The sequence below is a fragment of the Lactobacillus melliventris genome, from assembly GCF_042679465.1.
Classification (GTDB): Bacteria; Bacillota; Bacilli; order Lactobacillales; family Lactobacillaceae; genus Lactobacillus; species Lactobacillus melliventris.
Genome location: NZ_JBHTMT010000006.1, coordinates 95,228 through 114,407, shown reverse-complemented (window position 1 = coordinate 114,407; position 19,180 = coordinate 95,228). Strand labels below are relative to the sequence as shown.

Genomic DNA, 19,180 nt, shown 5'->3' with positions numbered 1-19,180 from the left:
GAAAGGAGGTACATTATGAGACAAATTAAAATTGGTAATACTAACTTCACTGGTTCGGCCATTGCACTGGGAATTATGCGCATGAACAAACTGAGCGTTGATGAAGCTGTTAAAACGTTGGAAACTGCCCACGAAGCTGGAATTAATTATATTGATTCAGCTGATATTTACGGTCATGGCAAATCTGAAGAAATCTTCGGAGCAGCCTTTCAAAAGTCAGCGTTAACTCGAGATGATTTTTATATTCAATCTAAAACTGGTATTTATGAAAATCCTAAATTGGACTATAAGACAACCAGGTATGATTTTTCTAAAAGGTATTTGATTAATGCAGTAGATGGTATTCTTTCCCGGATGAAAATTGACTATTTAGATAGCTTGCTACTCCACAGACCAGATGCTTTAATGGATCCGGCTGAAGTTGGCGCTGCCTTTGATGAATTACAAAGAGACGGCAAAGTGCGCCACTTTGGAGTTTCAAACTTTAATCCGATGCAAGTTGACTTACTGCAAAGTGGAGTCAGTCAAAGATTGCTGATTAATCAATTGCAATTAAGTGTAATGCACACAGGTCCGATTGATTTCAATATTCACACTAATATGACGGATGAGCGCAGCATTGACCACGACCGGGGCGTTTTAGACTATTCACGTTTACACAACATGACTGTTCAGGCCTGGTCACCTTTCCAGTACGGTCAAATTGCGGGCAATTTTATTGGCAATCCTAAGTTTCCAGAAGTCAACAAGGCTTTACAAAAAGTAGCTGACCAAAAAGGTGTTTCTAAAAATGCAGTTGCGGCTGCTTGGATTTTAAGACATCCGGCAAATACCCAGGTTATTATTGGAACTATGACACCAGCCCACATCATTGATAGTGCTAAAGGAGCAGATATCTCACTTACTGCTCAAGAATGGTATGATATTTATCTGGCTGCAGGAAATGATTTACCGTAAAAGTAATTTATAAATTTTAAAAATCCTGACATAAATAAAGTGCTCCACAATAGTTAGACATTTATCTGGCTATTAGGAGCACTTTTTCATCACTAAATATTCGACCGCTTTGAAAATTAAAGTTGTTTACAAAATTTAATCTGTTGGCTTGGCCTTTCTACTATAACTATTCGGTATATTGAGTTTTTTGCGGTATTTGGCAATTACACGCCGACTTAAAGTCACATCATGTTTGGCAAATATTTCTACCAGCTGTTGATCACTTAAAGGAGCGCGGGCATCTTCTTTTTTTATGATCTGTTGCAGGTCATATTCTATACGCGCTTGAGATAAATCGGTCGTCACTTCCCGTGGAAAAAGCATTTTCAAACTAAAAATCTTGTTCTGACACTGAATATATTTGTCTTTAATCGCCCTGCTGATAGTACTTGGTGCTAGACCCAAAGCTTGAGCAGTTTCTTTTAAACCAAGTGGCTTTAATTCACGTCTTTGCATTGTGGTTAAAAAGTTACGTTGAAATTTACCAACATACTTACCCAGCCGCATAATGGTTTTCTGCCGTTCTACAATTGCGTTTTTCAGTTCGAGATAGTGTTGCTTTTGCTCAGAAAAATATTTATTTTCATCTGACTGCTCTTTTAACTCATGATAAGCTTTTTCGTCAAAAACCATCTCTGGTATTTGCGTTTGATAACTTTCAACTGTTAGGTGCCCATCCGTTACCCGATAAATTAAGTCCGGAAATAAATACTGTGTATTATTTTCAACGACATAATCGCTAGCTGGAGTAGGATCCAGTGTTTGGATGCTGGCAAGGGCATCATTTAATTCGGATATTGAAAACTTAGAGTTAGGCCATTGTTTGGGATCAGCCAGCAGTTCCAGCTGATTATCAAGTAAAATTTCAAGAGCTACAGGATTAAAATCTGCTTTTTGCTTTGCTTGTTGCAACAGGCATTCAGTTAGATCCGCGGCACCGATACCACAAGGATCAAGACTTTGCAATAAATCCTTAGCCCTTGTCAACTTCTCCAGTGAAAACTCTGTTTGTTTGGCAATTTTAGCTAAGTCTACCCTTAAATAGCCATCTTTATCAAGCAGATAAATTAAAACTTTAACAGCACTTTTTTCCCAATTGTGCCAGTCGCTCAAGTTAACCTGCATTAATAAATGATCAATCAGATTTTCACCTTCGGGCGCCCGCAACCATTCCAAATTTTGCATTTCGCCTTTAGGTTCACGCAAAGATACAAACGGGTTGCTTAGGCTCAACTCCTTCATGGCGTTAATTAAGTCATAGGTACTGTATGAGAGCACAGTTAGATTTTGCTTTAATTTAGGCGACAAGAAAAGCCGTGTTACTAACTGCTCTTTCGGCTTTAATACCATTTTTTGCAATCGTGTCATCGGCTACTACCCCCGTTATTTTAAATATAATTATAGCAAAAAAATTAAATTAAAATGCTTTTTTAATTTTAAAATCTGATATATTGCATTAATTATTTTTATTTACTGGTAATATCTTACTTGTAGGCCTACAATTTTTCTTTTCCTTCTTCAGTGTTAAAAGCTAAATTAATCCTTGACTTTAAGTTTTTATTTTTTTATAATCTTGTTATCAAAGTTGGAGGTAAGGATAATGATTCAGTTTAGTCAAAAAGAGAATCAACTAAATAATCGTTATTATCTTAGCTACTATAGATAAGAGTTTGAGTTCATCTAGGTGAATTCAAACGAAACTAAGTTTGAATTTATCTATGATGGCTAGGACTCTTTTAGTACGGTTAGCCACATAGCTTTCTAAGTGGCTAACCACAATCCAATTATTTGTTGGCAATTTAATTTCTGTGTACCCGCTTAGAAGTAAGTGGGTATTTTTTATGGAGGCACAAAATGCGTTTTAGAAAATTAATTACAGGAATTACAATTGTTGGTTTAATGGCTTTAGGAGGCTGCAGCAGCAAAAAAGCCAGTAAAAGTCCAGACGTGAAACACGTGGGCGTTTTGCAAGTAGTGCAGCATCCTTCTCTAGATAAAGCATACAAGGGCTTTAAAAAGGGCTTGAAGGAAAGTGGCTTTGTAGAGGGTAAAAATCTTAAGATTGATTACCAGAACGCTCAAAATAATCAAGATAATTTGAAAAGTATGAGTGAAAAACTGGTCAACGAAAAGTCAGATTTGATCTTAGGGATTGCTACACCGGCAGCGCAAAGCGTGGCGAATGCAACGCAGAAAATCCCAACTGTTGTCACTGCTGTAACTGATTTAAAAGCCGCTAAATTAGTTAATTCAGATGAGAAACCGGGTAGAAATATCACGGGCACAACAGATATGGTTTCAATTAAACGCCAGATCAAGTTGCTGTTGTCAATTGTGCCCAAGGCTAAAACTATCGGTATCATGTACAACGCTGGTGAATCAAACTCCAAAATTCAGGCTGACTTAGCAACAGCTGCACTAAAAAAAGCAGGAGTTAAAGTTTTGATCAAAACTGCAAATACGACTAACGATGTCCAACAAGTAACAGAAACTCTGGCTTCAAAAGTTGACGGTATTTTCGTTCCTACCGATAATACCTTTGATTCAGCAGCTTCAGTAGTTGGCAAAGTAGTTAAAGAAAAGAAAGTTCCTCTAGTAGCAAGTTCAGTTGATCAAGTCAAAACTGGCGGCTTAGCCTCAATCGGAATTGATTACGAATTATTGGGAGAACAAACAGGGAAAATGGCTGCGAAAATTTTATCTGGCAAAGCTAAACCTGCAAACATGCCGGTTGAAAAAGCACACGATATGAAATTAGTGGTGAACAAAAGTATGGCCAAAGCACTGGGAATTGATCCTAAATCAATTAAAGCTCCAAAATAAACGGGAAACAGACTGCCACAAGGGCAGTTTTTTTATGTAAAACAAAAAACTAGCTTAAACATTTTGGCAAAATAAATTTGAAAAATTCCCTTAGGTTGCACATCAATTGCAACCAAATTTTATTATTCCTTGACTTTTTCTTCTTTATTTTTTATAATCTTCTCATTAAGGTTGGAGGTTGATCTTAAATGAAATATTATATTAAACACATCTCACAACTGAATAATCGTTACTACTTTAGCTATTTTAGATAGAGTTTGGGTTCATCTAGATGAATTCAAACCAGATTCAAGTTTTGAATTTATCTATGATGGCTAAAGTCCTTTAGTTGCGGTTAGCCACATAGCTTTCTAAGTGGTTAATCACAAATAATTATTAATAAAAATAATGCTTGTACACCCACTTAGGAATAAGTGGGTGTTTTTATGTTATTAAAGATTAGATTTACGGAGGAAGAAAAATGCGAATTAAGAAATTAGTTATGGGAATGGCCTTAACCGGTTTGTTGCTATTAAGTGGTTGTAATAACAAAAAGACAGGCAGTACAGCAACTGTCAAACATGTCGGTATACTGCAAGTAGTACAACATCCCTCATTAGATGAAGCTAACAAAGGCTTCAAAGAAGGTCTGAAGGAAAAAGGCTATGTTGAAGGCAAGAATCTAAAGATCGATTACCAAAATGCGCAAAATAGTCAAGATAATTTGAAGAGCATGAGTGAAAAACTAGTCAACGAAAAATCAGATTTAATTTTAGGTATTGCCACCCCAGCTGCACAAAGTGTAGCAAATGCTACCGAGGATATCCCGATTGTAGTGACTGCTGTGACTGATCTAAAAGCTGCCAAACTAGTAAAATCAGACGCTAAACCTGGCAGAAATGTCACAGGAACCACTGATATGGTTTCAATTGATAAACAAATCAAATTACTTTTATCAATTGTGCCTAAGGCTAAAACAATTGGCATTATGTACAATGCGGGCGAAGCCAATTCCAAAATTCAAGCTGATCTAGCTGTCAAGGCACTTAAAAAAGCCGGAGTCAAAGTTTTAATTAAGACGGCCAACACAACAAATGATGTTCAACAAGTCACTGAAACTTTAGCAGGAAAAGTACAAGGAATTTACGTACCAACAGACAATACTTTTGCCTCTGCTTCTTCAATTATTGGTAAGGTTGTTAAGGAAAAGAAGATTCCACTGGTAGCCGGTTCAACGGATCAAGTTAAAACTGGCGGCTTGGCCTCTATTGGAATAGATTATGAGGCACTTGGTAAACAAACCGGTAAAATGGCTGCTAAGATTTTAGATGGTAAGACGAAACCTAAAGACATGCCTGTTGAAAAAGCTACCGATTTGAAATTGGTGGTTAACAAGAAAATGGCAAAGGCACTTGGAATTGACCCTGCTTCAATTAAAGCACCTAAGTAAATTAAAGAAAGGCAGCGTGAATCAATAGTTATGTTAAATACATTTTGGGAGTTATTACTTTCGTCTACTTCTCAAGGACTACTTTGGTCATTAATGGCAATCGGTGTTTATTTAACTTTTCGGATATTAGATCTAGCCGATATGACAGCTGAAGGCAGTTTCCCCTTAGGAGGGGCTGTTGCGACGATGTGCATTATTAAAGGAATTAATCCGATATTAGCAACTATTGCCGCATTTATTGGCGGTTTAATTGCCGGACTAGTTACTGGTATTTTGAATACCAAATTGCGTATTCCTTCATTATTAGCAGGAATTATTACAATGACTGGCTTGTACTCCATTACTTCCAGAGTAATGCAAAACGCTGCCAATGTTTCATTGCTAGGCAAAGATACGGTTTTTACAATTGCACAAAATTGGGGCTTAAGTCGTAACAATGCTGTAATTGCAATGGGACTGATAATTGCACTTTTAGTGATCTTCTTATTAGTCGTTTTCTTCAAAACAGAAATAGGCTTGGCTATGAGAGCCACTGGTGATAACCCGCAAATGAGTGCTGCCAACGGCATTAAAACTCAGGGAATGAAAATTTTAGGTTATATGATTTCTAATGGCTGCATTGCCTTGTCAGGTGGACTTTTAGCACAAAATAACGGCTTTGCCGACCTTAACTCTGGTGTAGGTACTCTTGTTATCGGACTAGCTTCAATTATTATTGCAGAAGTACTTATTCGCAATCTGTCAATTGGTGGTCGTTTACTTACTTTAGTTGTAGGTGCCATCATTTATAGACTGATTTTAGCTTTGGTATTCCAGATGAATGTCGAACCATCTGATGCAAAATTAGCTTCAGCTTTAGTCTTAGTTGTGTGCTTAACTTTGCCGAATTTCCATTTACCACGCAATCTTAAAGGAGGAAAGCAAAATGCCAGAAGTACTAAAGATTAAAAATTTACATCAAACTTTTGAACAGGGGACTGTCAATGAAAACCGTGTTTTACGCGGAATTGACCTTAATTTAGAAGCCGGAGATTTCGTGACTATCATTGGTAGTAACGGGGCCGGTAAGTCTACTCTACTCAATAGTATTGCCGGAACGCTCCCTATTCAAGAAGGACAAATTATTCTAAAAGGTACTGATATTACAAAACTGCCTGTTACTAAAAGAGCAAAAAATATTAGTCGCGTTTTTCAAGATCCTAAAATGGGAACAGCAGTCAGATTAACTGTGGAAGAAAATTTGGCTTTAGCCATGAAGCGCGGAAAGCGCCGAGGCTTTCGTCCTGGTGTTAAAAGTCAAGACAGAAAATTTTTCAAAAAGCAGCTTGCGCAACTTAATTTGAATCTAGAAAACCGCTTGGAAACTGAAATTGGCTTACTTTCTGGTGGTCAAAGACAAGCCATTACCCTTTTAATGGCAACGCTGCAACGGCCAGATTTGATTTTACTGGATGAACATACTGCGGCTCTTGATCCACAAACTTCAATAACGGTCATGCAATTAACTGAAAAGTTGATATCTGAACAGCATTTGACAGCATTTATGGTCACTCATAACATGGAAGATGCTATTCGCTATGGCAATCGTTTGGTCATGTTGCATCAAGGTCGTGTAGCAATTGATCTGGCTGGTGAAGATAAACAAAATTTAACTGTGTCTAAGTTAATGGAATTATTTCAAAAGCATGTAGGCTCAGGTCTTGAAGATGATGCCATTTTGCTGGCATAAAAGTAAAACAATCTGCAATTCAGATTGTTTTTTTATTTTTCTTAGGTAGATCTTAATATTTATTACTACCATTCTGCAAACAATTTTGATGTGCATCAATTACTTTAACAACGTTATCTATTGGTTCTGAACAATTATTTTTTAGCCACTCTGTAATTATAGCCACTATACCATTGCGAAAAAATACTTCATCATAATGATTTCTTTCTTCATGACTATCTATAAACTTTTCAGCAACACCATCTTGTAAACTTAGTTTAAAAAATAAACGATATAAATCTTGGTTGTCTTTAACATGTTGTAATAATTTTGAAAAACATGGTTTTTTAGAATTATTTTGCGTTAGTGCGTATTCATCAACAAGATATTTTCTTAATTTGTCTGCCATATCATAAATATCTGTGTAATTATCATAAAAAGTTGACCTGTTAATTTGTGCCTTTTGACAAATTTCAGTGACTTTTAAATTTTCTAAGTTACTATTCTTTAAAAGTTCTACGACGGCATTTTGAATTTTTTTACGTGATACAGTGCGATTTCTTTTTTTATTCATAGAAATGATTATGACATATAAAAATCTTTTTGTTAAAGCTTTTTGAATTTATATATGCTAATAAATAATTGAACTAAAGCCAAAAATGACATCATACCGAATGTGAATTGAATTCCTATATAATTTGCCGTCACTTTGGTATCAATAAAGTGGGTTGCGCTAGTCATGGCTTCCATAAATAAAGAAGTTCCTATAGCACCGCTTAATGTTCTTAAACAAGTTAGAAGAGCTGTACCATTTGCTGCTTCATTTTTAGGCAAACTTTGCATTCCCCAAGTTACGATTGGCATCATCAAGCAGCCAACCCCTAATAAACGGAGAAGATAAAAAACTCCTAACAAAATTATTTCTTTTGGAGAATTGATAAATGTTACTCCCAAGCAACTAATTACTAATAACAAGCTTCCTGAAATTGCCAATTTAGTTATTCCAAATCTATCATAAAACATTCCCGTAAAAGGATTAATTAGAGCCATAGCTAACGATCCTGGCAACATTATAAATGCTGAAATAAGGGCTGATTTTTTCATTACAGTTTGAATTAAAATAGGGTATATAGTTGAACTACCCATCATTATTGCATAAAGAAGCATACTGATTAATACAGCCAAACGAAATTTAGAATTTTTAAAAATTCTTAGATTTAGTAATGGTTCTTTATCTTGTAACTGTCTTTTACAAAAAATAATTATTAATACTGTTCCAATAAGTAACAAGATTAAGCTTATAAATAATCTAGTAGTAATATTACTAAGTCCTACCAAAATACTGCTCAAGCCACCAGTACTTAATAATAGAGAAAAGTAATCTAGATGATTTTTGGCAACTGGTGAAACATTTTCAACGCTAAAGATTGCTAAAATTATAATAAAAAGTGATATAGCTGCTGAAATAAAGAAAACACTACGCCAACCCCATATTTCTATAAGGATGCCTGTTAAAGTTGGTGCTATCACAGGTGCTGCTCCTGATGCCAATCCCAATATCCCCATGACTGTTCCCTGTTTGTTAACCGGATAAAGTATCATAATTACTACTTGAGTTAATGGTAAAATAATGCCACTACCAAAGGCTTGAAATATACGACCTATTAGTATAATAGGAAAATTGCTTCCCCAACAACAAAGTAATGTGCCGAATGTAAATAATAGCATTGACGATAAAAATATTTGCCTAGTAGTAAAGCGCTTAATCAAATATGCTGATATTGGAATCATAACCGCCATAGCTAAACTAAAAGCACTGGTTAACCACTGGGCAGTTAGTGCGGTCAATGATAACTCATGCATAATTTGTGGTAAGGCCGTTGTTAATGAAGTTTGAAGAAACGATGTGACAATTGTTCCAGTCAAAAGAGTCCCAAAAATCAAATTAGTTTTTTTTCCAGTCATGAATTTCTCTTCTTTCAATTTAAGTTGTTTTAATTATATTGATGTAGAAAAGATAAACAACCAACAATTTATATTGAAATGTTGGGAAAGTATAAACAGTAAATCAATTAAAAATTGAAATGGGTATCCTATTATCCATTTAAGAAAAATTTGACAGTCCATTGAAAAAATAAAACAGCCTGCTAATGATTAAAAATCACCAGCAGGCCTTTTTGCTAATATCTTCTGAATCAAGTATTACAAATTGATATTTTAGATTAGTAAACTACTTCAACATTATTCTTTTCAAATAACTTACTGTACTTTTTAGCGGGCTTTTTATCTGTTACAACTGCAGAAATCTGACTTAATTCACAATCTTTATAAGGAAAAATCAGACCCATTTTATTACTATCAATCAATAAAACTAATTTTTTGCTGCATTCAATTAAAGTATGCTTTAGGCTAGACTCGGATTCAACCTTATCAGTAACACCGTACTCCAGACTAAATCCTCTACATGACATAAAAGAAATGTCAAAAACATAATTACGTAAATTTCTGGCAGTAACCATACTACTAGAATATGTATCAATCATACTTCCCCCAATTACATTAATCTTATTTTGCGTATGCAAATTTAAATAGATTGCCGTTTCTAAATTAGTAGTTGCAATGCTTAAACCGTTAAAAGCAGCAAGATTTTTGGCTAATACGTTGGATGTACTGCTGCTATCTAAAAAAATATTTTGCCGGTTTTCAACATAACCGGAAGCCAAGGCAGCAATATATTTTTTCTCAGCTAAATTAATATGTTGTTTAATAGTTGTTGGCGTTTCAATCTCATTTGGCTTTAAAACCAGTGCCCCACCATGAATTCGCTGCACAAAGCCATTATTTTCGAGTTCTTTTAAGTCTCGTCTAATAGTACTAGTACTATAATGCATTACTTTTGCCAAGTCACTAATTGTTAAAAAATTTCTGTCTTTTAAGGTAGTTAATAATAATTTCTGTCTATCTTTCATCTTTAACCTCCACAATAAAATGATTAAAAAGTGTCAAAACTTGGAAAATAATCACCAAATTTTGACGTTTTTCCAATAAAGCTACCATCTATTGAAAAAGCAAACAAATACTTTAATATTAGTTTTGTAAGCGAATACAAAATGGAGGTTAAAAAATGACATTAGTAACTTTAAATGATATTTTACCAAAAGCAAAAAAAGAAGGGTATGCAATAGGCGCTTTTAACTACGCAGATATGAACACAGCACGTGGAATAATTGCAGCCGCCGAAGAAGAAAAGGCTCCTGTTGTGTTGCAAATAGCTGAATCACATTTTCCTTATTTGCCACTAAGAGAAGGTGGTAAATTGGCATTGGATTTAGCAGAAAATGCCAACGTTCCAGTCGTAGTTCACCTTGACCATGGTACAGACATGGAAACTTGCATTAAAGCATTGAGAATGGGATTCAGTTCTGTAATGCTCGACTTTTCCCAAAACCCTCTTGCAGAAAACATTAGCAAGACAAAAGAAATTGTTGATTTTGCCCACGCATTAGGAGCAAGTGTAGAAGGTGAAGTTGGCGTGATGACCAGAGATGCTGGTAACGGTAAGCCTGACTACAATAACTTAACGGACAACTACACTACTGTAAGTGAAGCTAAACAATTTTATGAAGAGACCGGAATTGATGCAATGGCAATTTCATATGGTACAGTTCATGGAATATACAGAGAAAAACCTGTATTAAACTTTAATAGACTGCATGAAATTGCTGAAGCAGTTCCAGTCCCATTAGTTGTTCACGGGGGTTCCGGATTAACGGATGAAGAATACCACAACTCAATTAAAAATGGCATAAGCAAAATTAACTATTATTCAGTTATGTCATTTAATGTCACTAACGGTTTAAGAGAATACCTTGATAGTAAAAAAGAGCAGCAGGTTTTCTTATATGATGCTGATCTAAAAATTATGGAGTTGGTAAAAGATGACATCAAAAATAAAATTGAAGTTTTTGGCTCAGCCAACAAGGCATAAATAATGAATAATTTCCTAATTATTACTCATAGTACTCTGGCTGAAGGTTTTTATAATAGCACCAAATTTCTTAGCGGCTTAACTACTAACGTTAAATTTATTGATGCATACGTTGATGAAAGCGATTGGACTAAGGAAGCAGAAGAAATTATCTCAAGCCAAGATAAAGACAAGGAGCTGATTGTGTTAACTGATATTTATGGCGGAAGCGTTAATCAAAAAATGACTTTAATGCTGGCAAAATATCACTTTATCTTGATTACGGGAGTTAATCTGCCTTTAGTTTTATCACTAGTACTAGAAACGCAACCTTTAACTAAGGAAAAATGTAAGAATCTGGTTGAAGAAGCAAGAAAACAATTACAAATTATTGAACCAATCAAATCGGACAGTAATGAAACTGATAGTGACTTTTTAAGTTGATAAGGAAGTATTGAATTATGATTAAAGAATTGAGAGTTGATGATCGCTTAATTCATGGCCAAGTAGCATTAACCTGGCCCGGGCACTTAGGAACTTCCCACATAGTTGTAGCTAACGATGCAGCAAGTAAAAATGAAATGCAGCAAAGTGCATTAAAAATGTCTGTTCAAGGTACAGCTAAAGTTCTAGTAAGAGACGTAGATGGAGCAATAAGGCTTTTTCAAAATCCTAAAGCTCAAAGTATTCCAATGTTTGTTGTTGTCAACCAGGTAAAAGACGCGGAAAGAATCTATTCGGGACTAAATGGTCAACAAATTGAAAGAATTAATATTGCAAATGTTGGCCGCTTTGATGGTGTCGACAAAAATCTCAAAACAGAAATAAATGGTTCGATTTTATTAACCACAGCTGATAAAGACGCAGCTAAAAAGCTGTTAAATTCTGGAGCCAATGTCGTACACCAAGTTATACCTACAGATAAGGCAGAAAAGTTCTCTAATTTATTAAAGGAGTAATGAGATGTCGAATAATATAATTTTAGCCGCATTTTTATGTGGCTTAGCCGAATTTATTTGCTACGGTGGTGACTGGCTATTAGGACAAAATATGGCAGACCAGCCTATTGTTGTGGGACCATTAGTCGGCTTGCTCTTAGGAGATTTACAAACCGGAATTATCTTAGGCGCCATGCTGGAAGCAACATTTATAGGTGCTGTAAATGTAGGCGGTGCTGTATCCTTAAACCCTTCAGTAGCAACTGTACTGGCTGTTGCTTATGCCATAATCGGTGGCGGTGACACAAAAGCTGCTGTAGCTTTAGCAATTCCAATGGGACTATTAGGTGGCTTGCTTGAAGTTGGAACCTATGTTTTGTTTTCACTGTTTCAAGATTCCTGGACTGACGCAGCAGACAAAGCTAACGAAAAGAAATTAGTCTGGCTTCATTATGGTGTTTGGTTTGCCAGATCATTAGTTTTCTTTGTAGCTGTATTTATTACCGTTGTGATTGGTGTTAAACCTGTTGCAGCATTTATTAAATCCCTGCCTTCTTTCGTAGAAAACGGCTTAGGTCTGACAGGTGGTTTACTTCCAGCTGCCGGTTTCGCAATGCTTCTCAGCATGGTTTGGGAAAAGAAACTTGCAGTTTGGTATTTTCTTGGCTTTATTTTAGTTGAATATGTAAAATTACCATTGCTGGTTGTCGGAATCATTGGCTTGGTATTTGCAGTAGTCTTTGCATTTTATGATAAAGATATTTTTGACCTTAAACACAGCAAAACTGCCACAAACAGTAATAAATCAGCCAGTCAGCAAGAAGAAGAGGACTTTCTATCATGACACAAGAATCTGCAACTAATAATAAAATTTCACCTACTGATAAAAAATTACTCCGTAAACTTTATCTTAGGTCTTTAACAATCGGTGCACCTTTACAATATGCCAACGAGTATGGCTCAGGATTTGAGTATTCACTATTACCATTTATTGATCATTACTATAAAAATGGCTCTGAAGAAAAACGGCAGGCACTAAAAAGACATATTGTTTTTTATAATATCACTCAATATGTGGGAACTTTTTGCCAGGGTTTAGTTGCCTCAATGGAAAAACAAGCCTCCCAGCATAAAGATTATGATGTTTCTTCAATCAGTGCCGTCAAGGCTAGTTTAATGGGACCAATGTCCGGTATTGGAGACACTTTATTTTGGGGTATTTTAAGGGTTATTGCCGCTGGAGTCGCAATGACGTTTGGAATGCAAGGCAACATTTTAGCTCCTTTCGTCTTTTTATTGATCTACAATATCCCTGCACAGTGGTGTCGCTGGGAAATGACCAAACTAGGATTCTCAGTAGGCTCTGAATATATCACTGAAATGTATTCATCTGGTTTATTAACAATTTTCACAAAGGCTGCTAGAACGCTTGGGCTAATAATGCTTGGAGGGATGACAAGCAGTCTCGTCCAATTCAAGACAAAATTAGTATTTCATGTTGGTGGCGGTCAAGTGATCAACGTCCAAAATATTTTGGATTCTCTTCTTAAGGGACTAGTACCATTGCTAATAACTCTAGGCTGCTACTGGTTAATAGCAAAGAAACACATTAATTTCACGATTGTTATCTTGGGCCTAATTGTTTTCTGCATTTTATTAAGTGCATTAGGCATAGCCTAAGCAAAGTAACTGAATTTAAATTAAATAATGGCAAGACTTTCTAAATTGAAAATCTTGCCATTTTTAATCTTATCACGTTAAATTATATTTTATATTTTTGCGCCTTTATCTTTAATAATCCGAGCAATGTCCAAACAGGCTTCTTTAGTTTGCTCTAAATAACCTAAACGGTCAAAAAAGCCATGATCAAGCCCTTTATACAAAATTTCTTGATATTCTTTGCCATACTTTTGTAATAATCTGGCAAAATATTTATTACTAGGTAAAAAGTAGTCAAACTCTGCTTCTATTAAAGTGATACTTGGCAGATTCTTAAAATCTTGTGCATATACTGGACTAATTAGTGGGTCTGTAACTAACTCACTCTCAATATAAAGAGACCTCATTAAGTTGGTAATATACATTATTTTGTTTAATCTGGTATGAATGAAATTTTTATGCTCCTTATTCATTTCGTATAACGAATAATCCCAGTGATAAAGTGTTTGAGAAATTTTCTGTAAATCAAGCGCACCATAAATTGAAATTACATGCTTTATGTAATGATTTTCATCAAGTAGCCCACATCCAACGGCTAAGTTGCCTCCAGCACTGTCACCTGCAACAAAGATTTGTGAATTTTCAAAACCTAAATATTCTTGGTGGCTAACAATCCACTCCACTGCTTCACAAGAATCATGCAATGCACCTGGAAAGGGAGTTTCAGGAGCCAAGCGATAATCAAGAGAAATAACAGTGCAGTTAGCTTGCTCCACAATTAACCGGCACTGATTTAGTAATGTGGAACTATTGCCTCCAATAAATCCACCACCATGCAGATATAAACAGGCATTAAGTGTTGGCTGCTCACCGGCAGGTCTGCATACTATAGCAGGTATATACCTGTTTTGACATTGAATCAAAATGCTTTTTTCACTAATTTGTGAGTTGGTCAAATCTTTATTGGGTGAACCCATACCATCTCTTACATTTTGGAAGTCGATAGTGCTTAAATCAATAGGACCCATGGCTTTTTTGTCAGAAAGAGCTGGTTTATTTTTAGTTCTTTCTAAAACCTTAGGGTCCAATAAGCCCCATTTTTCTCCATAAGTCGTATTTTTGATAATCATGATTATCCCTCCAAGATTTTAAGCCAAATGTATTTCTCTACTTTAATAATATACTAACATTTAAAAGAAATACTTCATATAAATAATTGTGATGATTAGCTTTTAACTTGAACTTTATCTGAGCAATTTGTTTTTGTGAGGAAATATTTCTTGGTGGTTTCAACACTGCCTTTAACAACCAAGCAGGTTGAATTATTTTTTCGGATATAAAAGTGAATTCTAGTAAAATTATCATTCTTATCTTCAGGCTCAAGTTCTATTTTTTGATATTTAGCTAAATTACTGTTCAGGCTGCCAATCATAAAAACCTGATTATTACCTAAGCCTTCCGGAGCAAAGCCACAAAATAATATTAGCAAGATTATTGAAATCAGTTCTAACTTGGCATATTTTGCCTGTGACCAAAACAAGATAACTATCATGACTGAGACAATCACTGCCATTGTCATTCTTACATAATTAGTACGGGCTTTAAAAATAATTTTTTTTGCATTTTTAAGACCGTTAACAATTATAATCAGAACGAATCCTAGTATTATCACTGCTTCGTCCATTTATCTTACCATTCAGCAATAGTACCATCATAATTAACCCAAGATGGATTATTCCACACTAGTCCTTCTTGAGCTACTTCTTTGATCTTATCTTCATCCATTTCAATTCCAAGACCTGGTCCTTTAGGAATATCAACGAAACTGTCTTTATACTGAAAAATTTCTTTATTCTTTACGAAATCAAGCAAGTCAAATCCTTGATTATAGTGAATTCCTAAACTCTGCTCCTGAATAAACACGTTTGGCGTGCAAGCGTCAACTTGGAAAGTGGCAGCTAACGCTACAGGACCATACGGAGCATGAGGCGCAACGGCCATATCACATGCTTCTGCCATTGCAGCTATTTTACGCTCTTCCAGTAAACCACCACAAAGTGAAATATCTGGCTGAACTATATCAACTGCACCTTGTTTGAAAATATTTTTAAATCCCCATCTGGTATATAGCCTTTCTCCTGTTGCAATTGGAGTCGAGACTTCATTTGCAATTTGAGCAAAATACTCTTCGTTTTCGGGCAAAACTGGCTCTTCAATAAACATTGGATGATATTCTTCCAAAGCTTTAGCCAAAACTTTTGCCATGGGTTTGTGCACGCGACCATGAAAGTCAATTCCAATAGACATGGCATTGCCAAACTTTTCTCGAATAGAAGCAACCCTTTCAACAGCAGCGTCTACCTTTTCCAGTGAATCAATGTAATGCATTTCAGAAGTGGCATTCATTTTCACCGCTCTGAAGCCTTTATCCCAGCGCTTCTGAGCCATTGCTACCACATCAGATGGACGATCTCCGCCAATCCAAGAATAGACTTTAATTTTATCCCTCACGGCTCCGCCCAAAAGTTCGTAAACAGGCAAATTTAAAGCCTTGCCTTTAATATCCCACAAAGCCATTTCTATACCAGAAATTGCAGTGCCATTAATTGGACCACCGCGAAAGAATGAACGATGAAGTCGTTGCCATATTCTTTCAATTTCAAAAGGATTTTTGCCAATTAACTTGCTGCACATTTCTTTTACGCCAGCCACAACAGTTTCAGTTTTAGTGCCAGAAACTAGTTCTCCCCAGCCGGAAATACCCTCATCAGTATTAATCTTAATAAAAATCCATCTGGGCTTTACTTTATAAACAACAAAATCAGAAATCTTCATAATAATTTATCCTCATATCTAAAGCTAATCTTTTGTCTTCATAGCATTTTCTGCTGCTTCGGCTTCTTTGTTGATGTGTTTAACTTTATCAAAGTAGTACCAGATCAGTGCAATCACAATTAATAAAATGGGAACGCAAAACTCAGGATGCCAAGTAAAGCAAAAATAAACTATAAAGCTTTGAATCATTGAAGTGGCAGCAAAAGATGAAATTAACAGACTGCCGCCAGTAGATAATTTGATCCCCACTGATTTAGCAATAGCCGTTAAAACCGGTGAAGTTGCTGAACCACACCATAGTAGTGAAGCAGTGACAGCCAATCCAATAACTATATTTTTGAGCAGATTACCATTAGTTAGTGCCACAACCATGGCTACCCTAAATGGAACAACCGCCAAATCAGCAAATGGTAAAACACGGTTACCTGGCAAAACAACAGCCATAGCAATAGTTAATGGAATAATAATTAAAGCAGTTGTAATTACATCTGGATTACCAACAATAACAGCTGCATCCAAACCAATAAAGAGTTTCCTACCCTTAAATTTCTTTTGTGACCATTTTTGAGCTGATTCAGAAATAGGCATTAACCCTTCCATGAACATTGAGGTCATCTTAGGGATCAGCACCAATACGGCAGACATGCTAACACCTAATTGCAAAATCTGCTGTAAACCGTATCCAGCAAAAATGCCGATAGCCAGACCAATTAGTAGACCCATAATCATGGAATCACCAAAAAATCCTAGATATTTTTGCGCATCTTTAATACTAAACTTTGATTTTCTAAAAAATGGAATCTTATCCAGAAGCCAGTTTAAAGGCACAGCAATCACAAGTGATGACAGGGCAGACACAGTTGGTAATGAAACACCTGGAATATTGAAAAATTTTTGGACCATCGGTTGTGACCAGTCAGACATTTTAAAAGTGACAATTGCCATGACGGCAACACTACCAACAGCCAATAAAACGCTTTTGGTAACAAAGTAAACCATAATACCTACTATAGCCATATGATGGTAATTCCAAATATCAACGTCTAGAGTATGTGTAGCTTTTAAAATCAATAAAATAATATTAATGAATAAAATTACAAAAATTAAAATTGCAATAATAGGTGATGCCCAAGTAACTGCAGCAATTGATCCCCAGCCAACATCTAAAGCATTCAGGTGAACATGCGTCCTTTCCACCATTGCTTTTGCTGCAGGGCCGATATTAGTCGTCATAAAGTCTAGCACCAGCTTGATGCCGGCAAAGCCTATTCCCAACGTAAGGCCTGACTTAAAAGCTGCCGATATTTTCAAGCCAAATATTAACCCTACTATTGTAATAATTATCGGAAGCATAACGGTTGGGCCGCAATTAATGATAAATTGGAAACCCGCCATAAATCCATTGGCGATTTGTGACCACATAATTTTCCTCCTAGGATTCTTGCTTTGTTAAAGCATCTTCTATTTCACTCAAAGTTTTATCAGCGCCAACTCCTGTTAATAGGGACAATCCTAGAATGTAGGGGGTGCCATGCGTATCCCCACTGAATTGACCAGTTGTTACCAAAAGGTCATAGTTTGCAACCTTACTTGGTACCTCTGTTAACCTGGTTTGCGTTGTTTGAACATCAATACCATTTTCAGATAAATATTTTTTTATTTTGCTGGCAACTACTGTTGATGTTGCAATGCCATTTCCACATGCAACCAATATATGTTTAGTCATTTTTATCTCCTATAGCTGACTGAATAAGCTTTAATAATTTTTGCTTTGTTTCAGCCTGCAAAAACTCTTTTCTTAATTTTTCGTTTTGTACAATATCCGCAACCTTCTGCAACATTTTTACCTGGCTGTGCGGTTCCGCGATAACCAACATGATTACTATTCTTACAGGAATATCTTCCTTTGTATTTCCCATATTTTTAAATTCAACTGGCTCTTTCAGTGTTGCAATTGCTAAAGTAGTTTTATTAACCAAGTCAGCATTTGCATGCGGAATTGCAATAGCTGGTTGTGAAGAAGGTAATCCTGTTGGAAATTTTTGTTCTCTTTCTAGTAAAGCCTTCTTATAACCTTCTTTGACATACCCATTTTCATATAATTGATCGGCCAAAAAAGTTTCAATTTCTCTACTAGTCTTAAAATCAATATTTCTATAAATTAAATCTTCATTTAAAATAATATTTTCCAATCCGCTTCTCCAACTTATGATTTTTTTACCAGATTTACTAATGATTGATGTAAATTGGCAATATTTAAACTTTTTAAATCTTCTTTATTAAATGCGTTAGAACCAATACCCACATATTGAGCTTCATTTTCAAAAAATTCGTGGATATTCTTTTCTGAAATTCCACCTACCGCCATTAAGCGCAATTTCCCCAGAGGAGCTTGTATATCCTTGAAAAATCTTGGTCCTATATCAACTGCTGGAAAAACTTTAATGATATCAGCACCATAACTATCCATTCTAAAAACTTCAGTAGGCGTCATAACACCTGGAATAGTTACTACTCCGCGCTTTTTAGCATATTCAATCATTGCCTTAGTAAATTGGCAGGCACTTAAAATAAATTTTGCACCTGCATCTATTGCAGCAATTTCCTCTGAAAAAGTCAGGACAGTACCAGCACCAATTAAAATTTTTTTACCAAACTTTGAATTCAATTCTTTTATTTCTTCAATGGCTTGATGGGTATTCATAGTTACTTCAACAGCAAACTCATCTTCCAGTCCTTCTAGAGCTTGAAGTACTGCATTAGACTGCATCGAAGAATAATTGCGCATAATAATAGTATATTTGGGATAGTTTTCTACTTTCACA

21 protein-coding genes are annotated in these 19,180 nt (G+C 35.6%); 10 read left to right on the top strand and 11 right to left on the bottom strand.

Annotation, left to right across the window (positions count from 1 at the left end; translation table 11 throughout):
• Positions 1 to 15: 15 nt before the first annotated feature.
• Entirely contained in the window at positions 16 to 957 is a 942-nt protein-coding gene (locus ACFQ32_RS07800) for an aldo/keto reductase (RefSeq protein ID WP_046324294.1), read from the top strand.
• Between the two features lie 135 nt (positions 958 to 1,092).
• On the opposite strand, the gene rpoN is transcribed toward ACFQ32_RS07800, so the two are convergent.
• Positions 1,093 to 2,364 (bottom strand): RNA polymerase factor sigma-54, encoded by a 1,272-nt coding sequence (gene rpoN / locus ACFQ32_RS07795; RefSeq protein ID WP_046324293.1) that lies wholly within the window; start codon positions 2,362 to 2,364, stop codon positions 1,093 to 1,095.
• Positions 2,365 to 2,895: 531 nt separating this feature from the next.
• Between rpoN and ACFQ32_RS07790 the strand changes: the two genes are divergently transcribed.
• The 4 genes from ACFQ32_RS07790 (at position 2,896) to ACFQ32_RS07775 (ending at position 6,977) form a co-directional block, all read left to right on the top strand.
• A complete protein-coding gene (locus ACFQ32_RS07790; protein WP_370448578.1) occupies positions 2,896 to 3,819 on the top strand; it encodes an ABC transporter substrate binding protein in 924 nt (307 codons plus the stop codon).
• 466 nt (positions 3,820 to 4,285) lie between these two features.
• Complete coding sequence (locus ACFQ32_RS07785) at positions 4,286 to 5,248, top strand: ABC transporter substrate-binding protein (protein WP_379907125.1); 963 nt, start codon at positions 4,286 to 4,288, stop codon at positions 5,246 to 5,248.
• A gap of 30 nt (positions 5,249 to 5,278) precedes the next feature.
• Complete coding sequence (locus ACFQ32_RS07780) at positions 5,279 to 6,196, top strand: ABC transporter permease (RefSeq protein ID WP_046324290.1); 918 nt, start codon at positions 5,279 to 5,281, stop codon at positions 6,194 to 6,196.
• Positions 6,174 to 6,977, top strand: a complete 804-nt coding sequence (locus tag ACFQ32_RS07775; protein WP_046324289.1) for an ABC transporter ATP-binding protein — start codon at positions 6,174 to 6,176, stop codon at positions 6,975 to 6,977. Before ACFQ32_RS07780 ends, ACFQ32_RS07775 begins: the two co-directional genes overlap by 23 nt.
• 52 nt (positions 6,978 to 7,029) lie before the next feature.
• On the opposite strand, the gene ACFQ32_RS07770 is transcribed toward ACFQ32_RS07775, so the two are convergent.
• The 3 genes from ACFQ32_RS07770 to ACFQ32_RS07760 form a co-directional block, all read right to left on the bottom strand.
• Positions 7,030 to 7,530: a TetR/AcrR family transcriptional regulator gene (locus tag ACFQ32_RS07770; RefSeq protein WP_046324288.1), complete on the bottom strand. Its 501-nt coding sequence runs from the start codon at positions 7,528 to 7,530 to the stop codon at positions 7,030 to 7,032.
• 32 nt (positions 7,531 to 7,562) lie between these two features.
• The gene (locus ACFQ32_RS07765) at positions 7,563 to 8,921 is read right to left on the bottom strand and encodes a DHA2 family efflux MFS transporter permease subunit (protein WP_046324287.1); all 1,359 of its coding nucleotides are present in this window, start codon (positions 8,919 to 8,921) and stop codon (positions 7,563 to 7,565) included.
• Between the two features lie 257 nt (positions 8,922 to 9,178).
• Positions 9,179 to 9,925 (bottom strand): DeoR/GlpR family DNA-binding transcription regulator, encoded by a 747-nt coding sequence (locus ACFQ32_RS07760; protein WP_046324286.1) that lies wholly within the window; start codon positions 9,923 to 9,925, stop codon positions 9,179 to 9,181.
• Between the two features lie 155 nt (positions 9,926 to 10,080).
• Here ACFQ32_RS07760 and ACFQ32_RS07755 point away from each other — a divergent pair, with 155 nt between their 5' ends.
• Genes ACFQ32_RS07755 through ACFQ32_RS07735 form a run of 5 tightly spaced genes read left to right on the top strand, consistent with a single transcriptional unit; the run spans position 10,081 to position 13,541 of the window.
• Positions 10,081 to 10,944: a class II fructose-bisphosphate aldolase gene (locus tag ACFQ32_RS07755; RefSeq protein ID WP_046324285.1), complete on the top strand. Its 864-nt coding sequence runs from the start codon at positions 10,081 to 10,083 to the stop codon at positions 10,942 to 10,944.
• Positions 10,945 to 10,947: 3 nt separating this feature from the next.
• On the top strand, positions 10,948 to 11,367 hold the full coding sequence (locus ACFQ32_RS07750) for a PTS sugar transporter subunit IIA (protein ID WP_046324284.1): 420 nt from the start codon (positions 10,948 to 10,950) through the stop codon (positions 11,365 to 11,367).
• A gap of 17 nt (positions 11,368 to 11,384) precedes the next feature.
• Positions 11,385 to 11,882 carry a PTS system mannose/fructose/N-acetylgalactosamine-transporter subunit IIB gene (locus tag ACFQ32_RS07745; RefSeq protein ID WP_046324283.1) on the top strand — a complete coding sequence of 166 codons (498 nt, stop codon included), beginning with the start codon at positions 11,385 to 11,387 and terminating at the stop codon, positions 11,880 to 11,882.
• 4 nt (positions 11,883 to 11,886) lie between these two features.
• Positions 11,887 to 12,705 (top strand): PTS mannose/fructose/sorbose/N-acetylgalactosamine transporter subunit IIC, encoded by an 819-nt coding sequence (locus tag ACFQ32_RS07740; RefSeq protein WP_052724616.1) that lies wholly within the window; start codon positions 11,887 to 11,889, stop codon positions 12,703 to 12,705.
• A complete protein-coding gene (locus tag ACFQ32_RS07735) occupies positions 12,702 to 13,541 on the top strand; it encodes a PTS system mannose/fructose/sorbose family transporter subunit IID (RefSeq protein WP_046324282.1) in 840 nt (279 codons plus the stop codon). Before ACFQ32_RS07740 ends, ACFQ32_RS07735 begins: the two co-directional genes overlap by 4 nt.
• 89 nt (positions 13,542 to 13,630) lie before the next feature.
• Here the strand turns inward: ACFQ32_RS07735 and ACFQ32_RS07730 are convergent, their stop codons facing one another.
• The 7 genes from ACFQ32_RS07730 to ACFQ32_RS07700 form a co-directional block, all read right to left on the bottom strand.
• Complete coding sequence (locus tag ACFQ32_RS07730; RefSeq protein ID WP_046324281.1) at positions 13,631 to 14,650, bottom strand: alpha/beta hydrolase; 1,020 nt, start codon at positions 14,648 to 14,650, stop codon at positions 13,631 to 13,633.
• Positions 14,651 to 14,745: 95 nt separating this feature from the next.
• Complete coding sequence (locus tag ACFQ32_RS07725; RefSeq protein ID WP_046324280.1) at positions 14,746 to 15,204, bottom strand: hypothetical protein; 459 nt, start codon at positions 15,202 to 15,204, stop codon at positions 14,746 to 14,748.
• A 5-nt stretch (positions 15,205 to 15,209) separates the two neighbouring features.
• Entirely contained in the window at positions 15,210 to 16,355 is a 1,146-nt protein-coding gene (dgoD, locus tag ACFQ32_RS07720; RefSeq protein ID WP_046324279.1) for a galactonate dehydratase, read from the bottom strand.
• 24 nt (positions 16,356 to 16,379) lie between these two features.
• Entirely contained in the window at positions 16,380 to 17,777 is a 1,398-nt protein-coding gene (locus tag ACFQ32_RS07715; protein WP_046324278.1) for a PTS galactitol transporter subunit IIC, read from the bottom strand.
• A gap of 10 nt (positions 17,778 to 17,787) precedes the next feature.
• The gene (locus ACFQ32_RS07710) at positions 17,788 to 18,081 is read right to left on the bottom strand and encodes a PTS sugar transporter subunit IIB (protein WP_046324277.1); all 294 of its coding nucleotides are present in this window, start codon (positions 18,079 to 18,081) and stop codon (positions 17,788 to 17,790) included.
• Positions 18,074 to 18,547, bottom strand: coding sequence for a PTS sugar transporter subunit IIA (locus ACFQ32_RS07705; RefSeq protein WP_046324276.1), 474 nt, complete (start codon positions 18,545 to 18,547; stop codon positions 18,074 to 18,076). The genes ACFQ32_RS07710 and ACFQ32_RS07705 overlap by 8 nt, the downstream gene beginning before the upstream one ends.
• Before the next feature lie 14 nt (positions 18,548 to 18,561).
• On the bottom strand, positions 18,562 to 19,179 hold the full coding sequence (locus ACFQ32_RS07700; RefSeq protein WP_046324353.1) for a bifunctional 4-hydroxy-2-oxoglutarate aldolase/2-dehydro-3-deoxy-phosphogluconate aldolase: 618 nt from the start codon (positions 19,177 to 19,179) through the stop codon (positions 18,562 to 18,564).
• Between the last annotated feature and the right edge of the window lies 1 nt (position 19,180).

What these genes read in the sequence shown, in the direction of transcription:
- ACFQ32_RS07730 (WP_046324281.1), bottom strand. Translation starts at nt 14,650, where the DNA reads ATGATTATCAAAAATACGACTTATGGAGAAAAATGGGGCTTATTGGAC.
- rpoN (WP_046324293.1), bottom strand. Translation starts at nt 2,364, where the DNA reads ATGACACGATTGCAAAAAATGGTATTAAAGCCGAAAGAGCAGTTAGTA.
- ACFQ32_RS07725 (WP_046324280.1), bottom strand. Translation starts at nt 15,204, where the DNA reads ATGGACGAAGCAGTGATAATACTAGGATTCGTTCTGATTATAATTGTT.
- ACFQ32_RS07765 (WP_046324287.1), bottom strand. Translation starts at nt 8,921, where the DNA reads ATGACTGGAAAAAAAACTAATTTGATTTTTGGGACTCTTTTGACTGGA.
- ACFQ32_RS07750 (WP_046324284.1), top strand. Translation starts at nt 10,948, where the DNA reads ATGAATAATTTCCTAATTATTACTCATAGTACTCTGGCTGAAGGTTTT.
- ACFQ32_RS07745 (WP_046324283.1), top strand. Translation starts at nt 11,385, where the DNA reads ATGATTAAAGAATTGAGAGTTGATGATCGCTTAATTCATGGCCAAGTA.
- ACFQ32_RS07755 (WP_046324285.1), top strand. Translation starts at nt 10,081, where the DNA reads ATGACATTAGTAACTTTAAATGATATTTTACCAAAAGCAAAAAAAGAA.
- ACFQ32_RS07735 (WP_046324282.1), top strand. Translation starts at nt 12,702, where the DNA reads ATGACACAAGAATCTGCAACTAATAATAAAATTTCACCTACTGATAAA.
- ACFQ32_RS07760 (WP_046324286.1), bottom strand. Translation starts at nt 9,925, where the DNA reads ATGAAAGATAGACAGAAATTATTATTAACTACCTTAAAAGACAGAAAT.
- dgoD (WP_046324279.1), bottom strand. Translation starts at nt 16,355, where the DNA reads ATGAAGATTTCTGATTTTGTTGTTTATAAAGTAAAGCCCAGATGGATT.
- ACFQ32_RS07715 (WP_046324278.1), bottom strand. Translation starts at nt 17,777, where the DNA reads ATGTGGTCACAAATCGCCAATGGATTTATGGCGGGTTTCCAATTTATC.
- ACFQ32_RS07740 (WP_052724616.1), top strand. Translation starts at nt 11,887, where the DNA reads ATGTCGAATAATATAATTTTAGCCGCATTTTTATGTGGCTTAGCCGAA.
- ACFQ32_RS07710 (WP_046324277.1), bottom strand. Translation starts at nt 18,081, where the DNA reads ATGACTAAACATATATTGGTTGCATGTGGAAATGGCATTGCAACATCA.
- ACFQ32_RS07790 (WP_370448578.1), top strand. Translation starts at nt 2,896, where the DNA reads ATGGCTTTAGGAGGCTGCAGCAGCAAAAAAGCCAGTAAAAGTCCAGAC.
- ACFQ32_RS07800 (WP_046324294.1), top strand. Translation starts at nt 16, where the DNA reads ATGAGACAAATTAAAATTGGTAATACTAACTTCACTGGTTCGGCCATT.
- ACFQ32_RS07775 (WP_046324289.1), top strand. Translation starts at nt 6,174, where the DNA reads ATGCCAGAAGTACTAAAGATTAAAAATTTACATCAAACTTTTGAACAG.
- ACFQ32_RS07780 (WP_046324290.1), top strand. Translation starts at nt 5,279, where the DNA reads ATGTTAAATACATTTTGGGAGTTATTACTTTCGTCTACTTCTCAAGGA.
- ACFQ32_RS07770 (WP_046324288.1), bottom strand. Translation starts at nt 7,530, where the DNA reads ATGAATAAAAAAAGAAATCGCACTGTATCACGTAAAAAAATTCAAAAT.